This is a genomic window from Neptunomonas sp. CHC150 (genome assembly GCF_030397555.1).
GTDB classification, from domain to species: Bacteria; Pseudomonadota; Gammaproteobacteria; order Pseudomonadales; family Balneatricaceae; genus Neptunomonas; species Neptunomonas phycophila.
Genome location: NZ_JAPNXU010000006.1, coordinates 77865 through 92692, shown reverse-complemented (window position 1 = coordinate 92692; position 14828 = coordinate 77865). Strand labels below are relative to the sequence as shown.

10 protein-coding genes are annotated in these 14828 nt (G+C 45.4%); 6 read left to right on the top strand and 4 right to left on the bottom strand.

What is annotated here, in order from left to right:
• The first annotated feature begins 9 nt into the window (after window positions 1-9).
• The 6 genes from OW491_RS06565 (at window position 10) to OW491_RS06540 (ending at window position 9543) form a co-directional block, all read left to right on the top strand.
• Window positions 10-1722 carry a bifunctional protein-serine/threonine kinase/phosphatase gene (locus tag OW491_RS06565; protein ID WP_075180199.1) on the top strand — a complete coding sequence of 571 codons (1713 nt, stop codon included), beginning with the start codon at window positions 10-12 and terminating at the stop codon, window positions 1720-1722.
• 303 nt (window positions 1723-2025) lie between these two features.
• Window positions 2026-3300: an FAD-dependent oxidoreductase gene (locus OW491_RS06560; RefSeq protein WP_290035227.1), complete on the top strand. Its 1275-nt coding sequence runs from the start codon at window positions 2026-2028 to the stop codon at window positions 3298-3300.
• Window positions 3297-5837: a nitrite reductase large subunit NirB gene (gene nirB, locus OW491_RS06555; RefSeq protein ID WP_178968939.1), complete on the top strand. Its 2541-nt coding sequence runs from the start codon at window positions 3297-3299 to the stop codon at window positions 5835-5837. Before OW491_RS06560 ends, nirB begins: the two co-directional genes overlap by 4 nt.
• Window positions 5838-5848: 11 nt before the next feature.
• Window positions 5849-6181 carry a nitrite reductase small subunit NirD gene (gene nirD / locus OW491_RS06550; protein ID WP_075180196.1) on the top strand — a complete coding sequence of 111 codons (333 nt, stop codon included), beginning with the start codon at window positions 5849-5851 and terminating at the stop codon, window positions 6179-6181.
• 272 nt (window positions 6182-6453) lie between these two features.
• Window positions 6454-8934 carry a reprolysin-like metallopeptidase gene (locus tag OW491_RS06545; protein WP_290035226.1) on the top strand — a complete coding sequence of 827 codons (2481 nt, stop codon included), beginning with the start codon at window positions 6454-6456 and terminating at the stop codon, window positions 8932-8934.
• 3 nt (window positions 8935-8937) lie between these two features.
• Window positions 8938-9543, top strand: coding sequence for a rhomboid family intramembrane serine protease (locus OW491_RS06540; RefSeq protein WP_290035224.1), 606 nt, complete (start codon window positions 8938-8940; stop codon window positions 9541-9543).
• 183 nt (window positions 9544-9726) lie between these two features.
• Here the strand turns inward: OW491_RS06540 and OW491_RS06535 are convergent, their stop codons facing one another.
• From OW491_RS06535 to OW491_RS06520, 4 genes are read right to left on the bottom strand one after another with little or no spacing between them, the layout of a single operon-like run.
• Window positions 9727-11157, bottom strand: coding sequence for an ATP-binding protein (locus OW491_RS06535; RefSeq protein ID WP_290035222.1), 1431 nt, complete (start codon window positions 11155-11157; stop codon window positions 9727-9729).
• Between the two features lie 5 nt (window positions 11158-11162).
• On the bottom strand, window positions 11163-12062 hold the full coding sequence (locus OW491_RS06530; RefSeq protein WP_075172536.1) for a hypothetical protein: 900 nt from the start codon (window positions 12060-12062) through the stop codon (window positions 11163-11165).
• On the bottom strand, window positions 12063-14102 hold the full coding sequence (locus OW491_RS06525; RefSeq protein WP_290035219.1) for a TonB-dependent receptor: 2040 nt from the start codon (window positions 14100-14102) through the stop codon (window positions 12063-12065).
• A 48-nt stretch (window positions 14103-14150) separates the two neighbouring features.
• Entirely contained in the window at window positions 14151-14792 is a 642-nt protein-coding gene (locus OW491_RS06520) for a response regulator transcription factor (protein WP_075180191.1), read from the bottom strand.
• Window positions 14793-14828 lie beyond the last annotated feature (36 nt).

Here is a 14828-nt window from a genome sequence, read left to right as displayed (position 1 = left end):
AAAGGTTTAATGAGTCAGAAATTAGATGTCAATTTTGGTGGTTATTCCATTGCCGGCCTTAAAAGCCTAAATCAAGACTCCTTTGCGGCCTCTAATCCAACGGGAAATGAACGCGAGTTTAAAGGCATTGCCGCTGCTATTGCCGATGGCGTAAGCAGCTGCGAGGACTCTCACATTGCAAGCCAAACCGCAGTGACTAGCTTTATTTCTGACTACTTAAGCACCTCTCCTAGCTGGAGTGTCAGTACCAGCGCTTCTCGCGTCCTCACCAGTTTGAATCGATGGCTATTTCAAGAAAACCAAAGCCGGCAAGGTCATCTCTCTAGCATGCTCACCACGTTTTCATCGGTAGTGATCAAGTCATCGAGCTTATATTGCTTTCACGTGGGCGACTCTCGTATTTACCTGATGAGTAACGGTAACTTAGAGCAGCTTTCAACTGACCATGTGTTGAACGGTGGATCACAAGAATATTTATCCCGCGCACTGGGTGCTGATTCACACTTAGAAGTCGATTTTTTTAAGCGGCTTTTAAACGAGGGGGATCGCGTTTTAATGACAACCGATGGGGTGCATGGCTTTTTATCACAAAGCCAATTAAAAACTCTCATGCTGGCTGAGCACGAGACTCTTGAAGAGCACGCTAAAGCAATAGTTAATGCTGCTGTTGAAGCCGGCAGTGATGACAACCTAACCGCTTTAATCCTCGATATAAGGCAGTTAGGTATAGAAACGCTAGACGAAACACAGCAACGGTTAACACGTTTACCTATCCCTCCTGTTTTAGCCGTCGGTAACAAGATAGACGGTTACGAAGTCCAGCAGGTTATCTTTAGCGGTACACGCAGTCACATGTATCTAGTCAAGGACATAGAATCAAACGACAAATACGTTTTAAAAGCGCCTTCAGAGAATTTTACAGAGGATTTAGTCTACCTCGATGGTTTTATTCGTGAAGAGTGGGTTGGCCAAACCCTAGACCATAATAATGTGATGAAAACCTTTCGCCCACTGCGTCCTAAACAGTTCATGTATTATTTAGGTGAGTACATTGAAGGCACCGATTTACGGCAATGGATGCGAGATAACCCTGAACCCTCGATTGATGTGGTTCGCCAAATCACCAAGCAGATAATTGCAGGGCTAAGAGCCTTTCAACGTAAGGACATGGTCCATCAGGATTTAAAGCCCGAAAACATCATGCTGACGGTCGATGGCACAATCAAGATTTTGGATTTTGGAACCGTCCTAGTGGCTGGCAGCAATGAAATCATCTCCCCTTTGGATAAATCGATTCCGCAGGGAAGTGTTAATTACATCGCACCCGAATATTTAATGGGTGAAAGCGGAAACTCGCAATCTGACCTGTTCTCTCTGGCCGTTATTGTTTACGAAATGCTCACTGGCAAGCTCCCCTACAAAGAGCGTCCCCCTAACGCGGCTCAACTAAAATACTACAGTGAGCTGGATTATTTACCTTCTATCCAGCACCGAAAAGACCTACCTCTTTGGATAGAAGGCTGTTTACGCAAAGCTCTTCAACCTAATCCATCCCATCGATACGCGGCTTTTTCAGAGTTTTTGCACGACCTGACTGTTCCGAACCGATCACTGGAAGCCAGCATCAAAGCCAAACCACTCATGGAACGCAACCCTACTTTGTTTTGGCAAAGCTGCTGCGCTGCGCTGGTACTTTTAAATATATATCAATGGTTATTCTAACCACTACGCACCAAAGGCGAGCAAAATACTAAAAAATCACGGTTTTGGTGCGCTAATTCAATATAAAAACCACTCAATATAATTATAAGCCTTTGTTTTAAAACACATTTAAAAACTGGCACACTTTTAGCTTATTAAACTATAACAACAGAGATTCTCTTGTTGCTTTAGTAACTTACCACCCAATTTAAAGTTACTAAAAATGTAAAATTATACAATTCGAATATTGAACAAAGGCGTTCTACCTCGTGCATATTAAAAGTGCCGCGGTGAACGCCTTTTTTCGTTTTAGGGGCGGCTAACATGACAGCAGCGACATCAAAACCACATTTAGTGATTATCGGCACCGGTATGGCTAGTGGGCGTTTACTAGAAGAGCTGATGCGCCGAAGTGCTGACCACTTCACTATTTCTGTTTTTGGCGAAGAACCGCACCCTAATTACAACCGCATCATGCTTTCACCATTACTGGCGGGCGAAGTTTCAGCAGAAGACATCGTTCTTAACCCGTTGGATTGGTACAAAGAGCACAATATTACGCTTTACGCGGGTGAGCGCATTGTTGGTATTGATAAAGCCGCTAAAAGAGTGGTTGGCGATCAAGGCACTCAGCTTGAATACGATCATCTGGTGTTTGCCACCGGTTCTTTACCTGCACGCATCCCTACTCCAGGTCAGCACCTCAACCATATTTATGCGTTTAGAACGATGGCTGATGTGGATTCTATTATCCACTCATCCAAATCGGCCAAATCTGCCGTTGTTGTCGGCGGTGGCCTATTAGGATTAGAAGCCGCCTATGGGCTAGCGATTAAAGGAATTAAAACGACTGTAGTTAACCGTGCGGGCCATGTTCTAAACCGTCAGCTCGATGAAGCCGCTGGCGAAATGCTACGCCAAGCCATACTTGAAAAAGGCGTGGACACCGCATTAAACGCTGACATTAAAGAATTTACCGGCTCCGACCGCGTTACCGGCGTTGCACTAGAAAGCGGCGAAGTAATCGCCGCCGACCTCGTAATCATTGCTATTGGGATTACTCCCAATACAGCCTTGGCACACGCAGCAGGCTTAAATGTTGGTCGTGGCATTATTGTTGATGACTACTTGGTCACATCCGACCCACACATTAGTGGCTTAGGTGAATGCATAGAACATCGTGGCGAAACCTTTGGTTTGGTCGCACCCATCTGGGATCAGGCGCGTTTACTCGCAGATCGCTTGGTCTTTAATACTCAACTTCCGTATCTCTCTTCGGCAGTCCCAACCAAGCTCAAAGTGTCAGGCATTGACCTGTTCTCGGCAGGCGAGGTTAACGGCCTTCCAGAAGACCGCATTGTGATATTACAAGACCCTTCCCAAAGGGCGTATCGCAAATTAATTATCCGCGACCAAAAGCTGGTGGGCATTGTCTTGTTTGGCGATGTTCAAGATGGCAACTGGTATTTCGAACTACTTGAGCAGCAGAGCAAGGTTGATGATTTGCTGCCTCACCTGATGTTTGGGCAAGCCTTTTGCCGACAAGCACCAGAACACAACAATCAGCCTGAGAATGCGCTGACAGGAGCATCGTTATGAATAAGCAAAATCTCGTGGTTGTCGGTAACGGCATGGTAGGACACCAATTCCTACAAAGCCTTGCTGATAGCGGGCAGTTAGAACAATTTAACGTCACTGTGTTTTGTGAAGAACCACGTTTGGCTTATGACCGCGTGTATCTGAGCAGTTATTTCTCTGGCGCTACCGCCGATGACTTAGCTATGGGTCACATAGAAGTCTACCAAAGCTGGGGGTTAAATGTCCTGATCGGCGAAGCGGTTACCCACATTGACCGTGACCACCAGCACGTACTAACCAATAAAGGCACCAAGCTTTTCTATGACAAACTTGTGCTTGCTACAGGGTCTTATCCATTTGTGCCGCCAATGCCAGGGCATGACCGTGAACACTGCTTAGTTTACCGTACAATAGAAGACCTAGAAGCCATCAAAGCGTCTGCTGAAAAAGGTAAAATTGGGGTTGTCGTCGGTGGTGGACTGCTCGGACTAGAAGCAGCAAAAGCCTTAAAAGACTTAGGCCTAGAAACGCATGTCGTCGAATTTGCACCCCGCCTAATGGCTGTTCAGCTAGATGAGGGTGGCGGTAACTTACTACGTAGCAAAATAGAAGGTATGGGCGTTAAAGTTCATACCGGTAAAAATACTCAGCAAATTGTCGACGGTGAAGATGCTTACCACCGTATGGAATTTGCCGACGGGGATTCATTAGAAACGGACTTGGTGCTGTTTTCCGCCGGTATACGACCACGTGATAATCTGGCGCGTCAATGTGGCTTAGACGTAGGTGAACGTGGTGGTATCGTCGTCAATAACAACTGCCAGACCTCAGACGAAAACATCTATGCCATTGGTGAGTGCGCACTGTGGGAAAACCGTATCTTTGGTTTAGTGGCTCCGGGCTACGCCATGGCGAAAGTGGTTGTTTCACAGCTCAATAAGGGCGATACACAATTCTTGGGTGCCGATATGAGCACCAAGTTAAAGCTAATGGGTGTTGACGTTGCGAGCATCGGTGATGCACACGCGCATACTCCCGGTGCCAAAAGCTATGTGTACAACGATGAAGTTAACGAGATTTACAAAAAAATCGTAGTTAGCGAGTCCGGCAAAATTCTTCTTGGAGCTATCTTAGTCGGTGAAGCAGAAGCGTACGGCACATTATTACAATACGCGTTAAATGCCATCGAACTACCTGCCAACCCAGAAGTGTTAATCGTCCCTAACTTTGGTGGTGACGACGCACAAACCGGCTTAGGTGTTAGCTCCCTCCCTGAAACAGCGCAGATATGCTCATGCCACGATGTAACAAAAGGAGGCATTTGTTGCTCAATTGATAATGGCGCTCAAACTGTTGGGGATGTAAAAGCCGACACCAAAGCTGGTACGGGCTGCGGCGGTTGCGTACAACTATTAACCGACCTTGTTAATCACGAGCTATCCGCTCGCGGTGTGGAAGTAAGTACAGATATTTGCGAGCACTTCTCATATACGCGAGAAGACCTATACAACATTATCCGTGTAGAAGGCGTAAAAACCTTTAAAGACCTACTCCACTCGCACGGAAATGGCGGTCATGGTTGCGAAATTTGCAAACCATTAATTGGCTCTATTCTGGCCTCTTGCTGGAATGAATACGTGCTAGATACGCCGCATGTAAGCCTGCAAGATACGAACGATACTTTCTTAGCCAACATGCAGAAAGATGGGACTTACTCAGTCGTGCCTCGTGTACCGGGTGGAGAAATCACACCTGATCAATTGATTGCTATTGGACAAGTAGGCAAAGAATACAACCTCTACACTAAAATCACTGGCGGTCAACGAATCGACTTATTCGGCGCCCGTTTAGAAGAGCTACCTTCTATTTGGTCAAAACTAATCGATGCCGGTTTAGAAACTGGCCACGCATACGGCAAGTCTTTGCGTACGGTTAAATCCTGTGTCGGCAGCACCTGGTGCCGTTACGGTGTCGATGACAGTGTGGGTTTAGCGATCGAACTAGAAAACCGATACAAGGGATTACGTGCACCGCATAAGATTAAGTTTGCTGTTTCTGGTTGTACCCGGGAATGTGCCGAAGCACAAAGTAAAGACGTCGGTATCATTGCAACCGAAAATGGCTGGAACCTCTATCTTTGCGGTAACGGCGGGATGAAGCCCCGTCATGGTGATCTTTTTGCAACCGATCTCGATAAAGAAACCCTCATCAAGTACATCGATCGCTTCTTAATGTTTTACGTTAAGACCGGTAAGCGCCTACAGCGCACATCCGTTTGGATGGAAAACCTAGAAGGTGGGCTGGATTACCTACGAAAAGTAGTTATCGATGATCATCTCAATGTTGCACAAGAGCTTGAAGATCAAATGAACAGCATTGTAGGGACTTATGAGTGTGAGTGGAAACGTACGGTTGAAGACCCTATTGCACTTAAACGCTTCCGTACATTTGTTAATAGTGAAGAGAAAGATAACAACATTTTGTTCGTCGAAGAGCGTGGCCAAATACGCCCCGCACGCGATGAAGAAAAAGCAGAACCGATCAAACTGGTTGGGTGAGGTATAAAACGATGACAACAGCTAATTGGATTGATTTGTGTGGAGTTGAAGATTTAGTAAGTGATAGTGGCGTTTGTGCGCTACTCGGCGACCAACAAGTCGCACTCTTCTATCTACCAACCGAAAATAAGGTATTTGCGTTAGGTCAGTTTGATCCTATCGGCAAAGCGAATGTCATGTCTCGTGGCATTATTGGATCAAGCGGTGATGATATTTACGTAGCTTCACCTTTATATAAGCAGCGTTTTCGCCTAAACGACGGCGTATGTTTAGATGACGAGACGGTATCACTTCCGTGCTGGACAGCGCAGATAGTTGATAACCGCGTCAAAATTCAAGCATAACTCGCACAGGGGCAATGTTGGTCATTTTGCTAACTAGCATGACCAGTAAACCATGGCAGTTTTGCTCGTTAACCAGCAGAAAAGCGACCCTCCTCCTACCTTTGGGGCTAACGGATAATTATTATCCTTAAGCCCTTTTTTTTCGCATCAAAAGCGAAGAAAGTCTTCAATTGGATACATAAAATCCTAACTGATAGCGGATTTTTGCTTTCTAGTAGGCTCCATCACATTCCTTGTCTATAGTTAACGCACAATATAATTAGGCTAATAATATGTATCTCTTTAAAGCATCTCTCGCGGCTATTTTTTTTACGTCTACCCTTACTTCGTTATCAAGTGTAGCGGCCCCTCTCAACCCCTGGATAGACAGCAACGCACCGTCAGTACAAGCAAAGTCATATAGTGACAAGCGCCCTAATGTTGCGGCCAAGCAAGCACGTGCCCTTAATGCTGATTTTGACCAGCTCACTCAAACGCTGTTAGCCATAACAGATGCGACCCCGATTGATGTAGTGATTCCATTACCCGACGGCCTCAGTGCTACCTACCAACTGACATTAACACAGCTCATGGCCGTTGATTTGGGCAACAAATATCCAAATATCAAAACCTTTGAAGGGGTCGATTTAGCCAACCCTGCTAACAAAGGTCGTTTTGATATCACACCACTTGGGTTTCATGGCATGTTTCTACACCAAGGTGAATGGGTATTAATTGATCCTGCCAACCACCAAGATACACAAGCCTACCTCAGTTATAGCGCTAAAAACGCCATCCCATTGTCTACTTCTGTACAGGATGAAGCCCTTAATCCTTTCAGTAATTACGCTAACAATGCCCTGCAGGCTAAATCGCTTGCTCAAACAACGGCGTCAGGATCTCAATTACGTACCTATCGTATTGCTGTCAGTGCTACGGGCGAGTACACCCAATTTTTTGGGGGAACAAAAGCCAATGCGATAGCCGGGATAACAACTGCACTCAACCGTGTTAATACCATTTTTCAACAAGATTTAGCGGTACAACTGGAATTAGTCAGCAACAGTGATGAGCTAATTTACACAAACCCAAACACAGACCCATTTGTCAACAATGACCCTAACTCTGATATAGATACTAATATGGTGCTTGCGGCTAATGTGCTGGGCGTCAATGCCTTTGACTTGGGCCATGTGTTTACCACAACAGGTAGCGGCCTCGCCTATGTGGGAAGCGTCTGTGATAACTCACAAATCAGCGGAGGCGGTTATTATAAAGCAGGTGCCGTTTCTGGGCTTTCACAGCCTAATTCAGATATTTTCTACATTGGGCTATTAGCGCATGAGCTAGGCCATCAATTTGGCGCCAACCATTCTTTTAATGGCACGCAAGCTGTGTGCAGTTCAGGGCGCAATGCAGAGACGGCATGGGAACCCGGAAGCGGCTCTACTATCATGTCCTACTCTGGCTTGTGCGAGAGCGAAAACATACAGAATGATTCTAGCGCTTTTTTTCATGGCGGCTCGATTAAAGAGATTCAAAGCTACCTGAGCGGCACATCGTGTGCGGCTACCCGCTCTTTAAACAATGCTGCCCCCACCGTTTCAGCCGGTGGCGATTATATTATCCCGGCGCTAACGCCGTTTATGCTAGAGGCATCAGCATCTGATACCAATGGCGATACACTGAGCTATATTTGGGAAGAGTTGGACGCAGGTAGCGCATCATCTAGTGCTGCAACCATGATAGACAATGGCTCAGGCGCTCTTTTTAGGTCCTATGAACCCACCGATTCGGCTATCCGATATTTTCCTCAACTAACGGACCTTCTTGATGACACCACGTCGTTAGGAGAAGCTTACCCAACCACAAACCGAGACCTCAATTTCCAAGTCACAGTTCGCGATGGTAATGGAGGCGTTAGTTATGATGCGAATGTCATTACCGTTGATCGGGATTCCGGGCCCTTTACTGTTAACAGCCCTGTGCTAAACGAACAATGGACAACCGGTGAGGAAGTTAGCGTGGAGTGGGACGTAGCAGGGACGAATACCAGCCCGGTTAATTGTCCCGCCGTGGATATTCTATTATCAACTGATGGCGGAGCCAGCTTCCCAACTGCTTTATTATCTGGCACGACCAATAACGGCGAGCAAACTTTTGTGATGCCAGCAGTAACCAGTAATGACGCACGATTGATGGTGCGTTGCACTAACAATATCTTTTTTGCGATTAATCCGGGTCGCTTTTCTATAGTATCTGGAGGCAATACCGATGTAACTACGGTTGATACAGATCCATACACTACGCCCACAACCGAGGTCACCCCGCCATCTTCAGGCTCGTCGAATAGTGGCGGTGGCGGCGGTAGCATTCCCCCATTTGCATTACTCGCTCTAGTGATAGCCGGTGCACTTAGCCTAACCGGCTGCAAAACGGTAGCTAGTCCACATGCCCCCGTAGACCCTCATCATGGTAGCCATCATCATCCTAGTACGGGAGATACGGCTCGTGCTCAAGCCGATGCTAAACACGCCATGGAACATAACGACTATCGTTTTTTTGCTATTCCTGGGCGCGAAATAATATTGCCGGGCATAGCGCAACAACACGTCAACTCGATTAATACTCAATTCGGAACACAAAATATTCCTGTATCTGATGCATTACAGTCGGCTCAAGATAAGCACGAGCGTGACCATTGGATAGAGTATGCCGCTGAATATAACCGATATTTAGCCACGCAACTTAACAGCGACTATCTTGCTCGTTAAGCCATGTTGCTATTGCTAAAAAAGGAGTGGCGGCAAAGAAAGGGGAGCACATTCATCAGCAAACTAGAGCCTATTCATTGGTTTGCTGTGCTCTATGTCGTCCTTTTTTTAGTCTGCGCACCTTGGGCCGCTGAGTGGACTCAACTCTGGGTATGGAACAATAGCCAGCCATACCCATGGTCGGTATTGAGTGCTCACTTTGCTCATTGGTCTTGGCCACATTTTTGGACTAACTTATGCGCATTTATCACTTTTTTAGCGATTTATGGACGTTATCTTTCGGCTAGATCGTTTGTAACTTACTGCCTAGCTATCATTATTAGTTGTGATGTCTATCTGCATTTTGCGTATGAAAGAGCCTTTTATCTCGGCTTCTCTTCAATTTTATATGGGCTATTTAGCATCGCGGCTTTGATTCACTTTAAGACTACTAAGGTCATCAGCCTCGCCGTTATTGGCTTTCTTATATTCAAAAGCCTTAGCCAATGGTTAATGCCTATCGACAACAATTTGTATGGTATTGCGGTAGCATCAGACGTGCACATTGTTGGCATGTTGACGGGGGTAGGACTGTTTATTGTAATAACAGTGAAACAAGCGCGGATATAAAACGTGTTGATTTACATAGATAATTAATGATTGATCAAACAAGATCACAGCGGCAGACCTCCCTGAAAGTCTGCCGCTGTTTTCTCAATGCAGCTGAGTAGATTATCAATCCATTGGCAACCCACAAGCCCATCATATGCCCACCACGTGAGATTGAACATCACTAGAATAAGGGATAGGCAATCAGTGAATAACAAACTCAGGCAGAATGAGTTTCACGCAGAAACCACTTGGTTCGTTATTCAAGAAACTGATGGTTCCTTTTAACTGTCGCGCCCGCCACTGCATATTAGTCAACCCATACCCCTCAGAACTGACAGAAGCATCATAGTCGTTGCGCCCGAGTAATCGGCAATTGCCGTTATCGCAAATCATCAACTGCACTCCATCGCCATCAGACTGCAAGCTGATACTGATGCGGGTGGCGTCAGCGTGCTTAATTATATTCGTCGTAGCTTCTTGAAGTATTCGTAGCAAATGCAATGCCTGCTGGGGCTGCAACGTAATTTGATCGGCCTTAGGATCAATTTGCCAGTGCAAAGTAATCGATAGTGACTTAATACGCTTATCTAATCGGTATTTAAAGTCCGCCATAATGGCATCAAGGTTGTTCGCATTAACATTGAGCGAGTTAATAATCAGCCTAAAATCATCCAAACACTCTCTTAAGGTGGCCGCTATATTGTTTCTTGCCTCAGAATCGCTCTCGCGTTCTATGATCGCTAAAGAACTCACCAGTTGCCCACCTACCCCATCATGCATATCTTTCATAATGCGCGCGCGTTCATCCGAAATAGCTTTAGAGCGTTCAAGCTCTATGGCCTCTTGACGCTGCTTTGCCAACTCTTCATTTTTTTGAGACAGTTCATCGACAGACGCATTTAAACTTCTCGTTGCCTCTTCTATGCGGCGCAACATATGCTGCTCATTCCGCTCTAAGGACTCAGCCATCTCATTAAATATGTGCTGTAGTTCGAGTAGTTCTCCGTGTCCGTTTTCAGGGCAACGCGCAGTCATAGATTTAAGTTCTATTTCGCGCGCCGTGACGGCAAGAGATGACAAAGCCGACGTCATTTTCCGGCTCATCAGATAGGCTAAAACCACACCGAGTAACAGTGCCACTAAGCCAATTAATAAGGTACGGATGTAAAAAGCTTGCAGCTGGGTTGTAATACGGTCTTCAGAAATACCGATATGAAGATAGCCCAATATAGTCGCAGGCTCTGATGTGGCGGCTAATTCGATAAGCTCGTCGACCAACGGATCTTGATTTCGAATCGCTACCCGAAACGTACGAATCGTTTGATTAACACTATCTAACTCTCTGGCTAATAGGATACGCCCTTTAGCATCACTAAATTTAATAGAGATTAGCTCATCAATATTAATCATAAGCTCGACAACCTCACTGAGCTTTTCCATGTCTCCGGTGTAAAAAAAGAATTCGGACATACTGACTATCTGAGCGGCTATTTCATCTCCTCGATTCTGTACTTGCTCCTCTATACCGTCACGCGTAGTCCCGACTAAAAAGCCCAACACCAACAGCATCACCAGCAGCAAGGGCGCTAGCGATATCAATAACAGCTGCGTTTTAATCCGGGATGCAAACATTAGACTCAGTCATGCTTTATTTTTATCTTATCAGGCTGGTAGCTCAATGCGCGTGCAATAAATTCATTTACCTCGACCTGGTAATCAGAGTAAACAAAACCTTGGCCTGATAATTGGTCGGTTGACATCCAGTTATTGATTAACCCTGAGGTTGTCTCAGCAATACGAGAAAGTGACGAATACACCGCGATCATCGCTCCGGCCTTCTGAAACGTTTGCGCATAACCCACTACCGGAACTTGATAGCTATACGCCTGGTGCAGAATCCATTTAGCACTGTTGCCCGACCAAATAGCGGTATCGTTCACCGCAACGACGGCTGCCACTTTATAAAAAGAGTCATCAATAAGGCGAGCTGCTACCTCACCTTTCTCAACGACTAAAATTTCAATAAACTCGCGCAAATCAGAAGGTAATTCTTCAATTTGTTTTCTAGCCCATAAATTTGATTCAGCAATAACAATCAATAACTTATTGCGATAGTCATTTCGAATAAGCGGCTTAGCTGTTCTTATTAATCGTTCCAAAGGCTGATTGATAACGGAAGCCTGCCAATGCTGCTTTGGTCGACCTTCGAGGATACGGTTTAAAGTTTGTGCTTCAATAAAACTGTAAATCACAGAATTACCGCCCTCAATTAGAGCGACATCCTCAGCCGCACGACGACCAACAGGAACAAGTAAGCTATTTGACGAAACGTTACTGCCTTTAAAATCATCAGCATAAACCACTTGCAACGGTACATCAGCAGAAAGACCATGCTTGATAAGCGTGGTCACTTCGTCGTACAGCGGGGTGTTATCCGATAAGACCAAATAAACAGGCTTTGCCGCGATCGCAGCGCCAGAAAAGAGTGCGCTCAGTAAGCACGGTAGAAAAATTAAGTATTTAAGTATGTTTACCATCTAGTGTTCTGAAAAAGTAACGCTGATGTAGTACCTAGGCTCGACCCGTTGTCTAAAAGAAAACTCATGGTACGACTGACCTAAATTTTGAGCAGCTAATTTAAAAGATAACGACTGCTTGGGCCCTATTGAAAATACACGGGAGGCCGAAATGTCAAAACGCGTATACGCATCCACTTCATCCCCTTTCCCCGTCCAGCGCATCGAATCTACGTGATACAAAGCCGAACTCACCTGCCAATTACGCCAAGCATGGCTAAATAATAGCCCTACACTCGATTGAGGCGCGCGATTGGTATTGGTTATGTATTTATAGGGCGCTATAGCTCGACGCCTTGCATATTCTTCGTTCCTTCCCCAATTAAAATGAAAGCGTAAAAAGCTCTTTTTTAATGGTCTGTAAATCAACTCTCCCTCAAAACCATCAGTAATGTAATACCCAACATTAGCGATCTGTTCTCGCTCAATTCCGATAGGATTGGTGATTGACTCATCTAAAACGAAGCGCATTATATTATCGATACGCTCTCGGTAAAGTTTTAGCTCCCACTGCAAAGGGTATTCTTGGTGTTTTCCTATCCAACCTAAATCAACGCTTGTTAACTCTTCTGCTTTCAATGACGGGTCCGCTAATATGCGTTCATCAACCACCACCCCATTATCAAGGGTCGTCTTCATCGCAAAATTCTTTTCCAATAAGGAAGGAATGCGCCACGCTTTTCCATACCCCAAGCGTAAGGATTGTAAGTTTGAAAAGCGCCAGTTAATGCTTGCACGTGGGGAAAAATAATTACGCTGAAAATCATCACGTTCTATTATCGCGCCGCCATTAACTGTCCAGCGTCCTCCTATAGGTAGCTGAAAATTACTGAACGCCCGCAAGGTCGTTGCCGTAACATCATCTTCAAGGAAAACAGAATTTCCGAAAGTCTCGTAACGCCCCCCAATACCAACCACATACTGTAAGCCTGAATCCTGTATACCACTGAGCTGCCATTCTAGATCAGTTTTAGCGGTAGTAAATGTATGCGTCCCCATTAACAACGTCTGATCTGGTGAAGCAAATAACGCTTCAAATTGATCAGGCGTGATACCAAACACTTCTGAGAGCGGCAAACTTTCTACCAAGTCATCATTTTTGGAGTAATTGTGATAAAAATTCAGTTTTGTTTCATACCGGCTATTGAGCTTGTTCGCCCATGAAATATGCGCACTTGCTGCATTAACATCACGATCACGCTTTGGGTAGAACTGGTTATGCTCAATGCCCGTATCACCTTCAGCCAGTGCAAGATACAGTGATAAATCTTGATCGGGACTTAACATAGGGTCTAATTGGATGCTGAGGTTATTAAAACGTCGATCATCAGGGTAATGATCAAAGCCATTATCTTGATGATGCCAAGCACTTAAGCGATAGTTTAACAAATCACCCAGTTGATTCGTTTTAATAAAAACTTCCCGCTCACCACGATCCCCCATACGCACTTGCGTTTCGAAGCGACTATCGAGCGCTATTGGACGGGTAATGATATTGATAGCCGCTGAAAAAGAGTTACTGCCATAAGCCGATGATGAAGGGCCGCGTACAACCTCTATGCGATCAATGTCATTAATATGAACGCCTAAAATATCCCAATCAACGGTAGACAACGTCGGCATGTACGTTGAACGCCCATTTACCAGCACTTGTAAGCGGCTGGTCATCTCCCAACCACCGCCATGATAAGTCGATGCAAACGTACGACCGTCAGCACGAACAGATTGAAACCCCGGTACTAACCTAAAAAGATCAGCGATATCGGTAAAGCCAGACGCCTCAATAATCTCGCGGTCTAATACAGTTACAGCCGAAGGTGCTTTAAGAATCGATTGATTTAAGCGGCTGGCACTAATAACGACAGGTAAGTCGGCATCAAAACTATCGTTTAATAACGGTGTGTCATTCGTTAAGGCGACCAAAGGCTTTGCCAATACAACAGCAGGGCTGAACATCAGCAGGTACAACCAGCACAAAAGCGTTGGGGGTTTCGTTATCATGACTCTCCTTTGTCAACCAGCTTACAGAGAGGCTGCACTGCAAATACGTTAAATAAGCCCTTGTCGGGTGGCTTCGTAGATTGCCTCTGCCTTGTTGCTAACGGATAACTTTTTATAAATGTTTTTCACGTGGGCGTTAACCGTATGGAAGGATACGTCCAACATCCCTCCAATCTCTTTTGCGGTATAGCCCTTGCTTACTAGCACTAAAATTTCCTGCTCACGAACACTCAGGTGTGAGCAATTGATCATGCTTTGCGGCTCAGGCAAGCTCAACTCAGACAATAAGTAACGGGCAATACTCGGGCTTATGGGCGCTCCGCCTTCCACCATTTGCTGAATAGCATTATTGATTTCTATAAAGTCATCGTCTTTTAACAGGTAGCCAGAGGCACCCGCTTTGAGGGCGTTGATCACGTGCTCTTCATCACCAAAAATAGTGATAACGACGGCCAGTTCGGTTTTTACCTCTGGCTCTCGTAGCATACGTATTAAATCAAGACCGTTACCATCAGGGAGATCTAAGTCGGTTAAGAGAATATCGGGAGAGGTGTGTTGCAAAAAGAACGCAGCCGCTTTAAAAAAGCCAACCGATCCTACCAGACGGAATTGGCCGCCTTCGTTAATCGCTTTTTCTAGCCGCTCACGAGTCGCGTCATCGTCTTCAACTATTAAAACACTCAGTTTCATGTGATTTCATCCTTGTCACTAGTCTACTTATAACAA

Coding starts and splice junctions, on each gene's coding strand:
- nirD (WP_075180196.1), top strand. CDS start 5,849: ATGACAACAGCTAATTGGATTGATTTGTGTGGAGTTGAAGATTTAGTA.
- OW491_RS06530 (WP_075172536.1), bottom strand. CDS start 12,062: ATGGTAAACATACTTAAATACTTAATTTTTCTACCGTGCTTACTGAGC.
- OW491_RS06520 (WP_075180191.1), bottom strand. CDS start 14,792: ATGAAACTGAGTGTTTTAATAGTTGAAGACGATGACGCGACTCGTGAG.
- OW491_RS06560 (WP_290035227.1), top strand. CDS start 2,026: ATGACAGCAGCGACATCAAAACCACATTTAGTGATTATCGGCACCGGT.
- OW491_RS06535 (WP_290035222.1), bottom strand. CDS start 11,157: ATGTTTGCATCCCGGATTAAAACGCAGCTGTTATTGATATCGCTAGCG.
- OW491_RS06540 (WP_290035224.1), top strand. CDS start 8,938: ATGTTGCTATTGCTAAAAAAGGAGTGGCGGCAAAGAAAGGGGAGCACA.
- OW491_RS06545 (WP_290035226.1), top strand. CDS start 6,454: ATGTATCTCTTTAAAGCATCTCTCGCGGCTATTTTTTTTACGTCTACC.
- OW491_RS06525 (WP_290035219.1), bottom strand. CDS start 14,102: ATGATAACGAAACCCCCAACGCTTTTGTGCTGGTTGTACCTGCTGATG.
- nirB (WP_178968939.1), top strand. CDS start 3,297: ATGAATAAGCAAAATCTCGTGGTTGTCGGTAACGGCATGGTAGGACAC.
- OW491_RS06565 (WP_075180199.1), top strand. CDS start 10: ATGAGTCAGAAATTAGATGTCAATTTTGGTGGTTATTCCATTGCCGGC.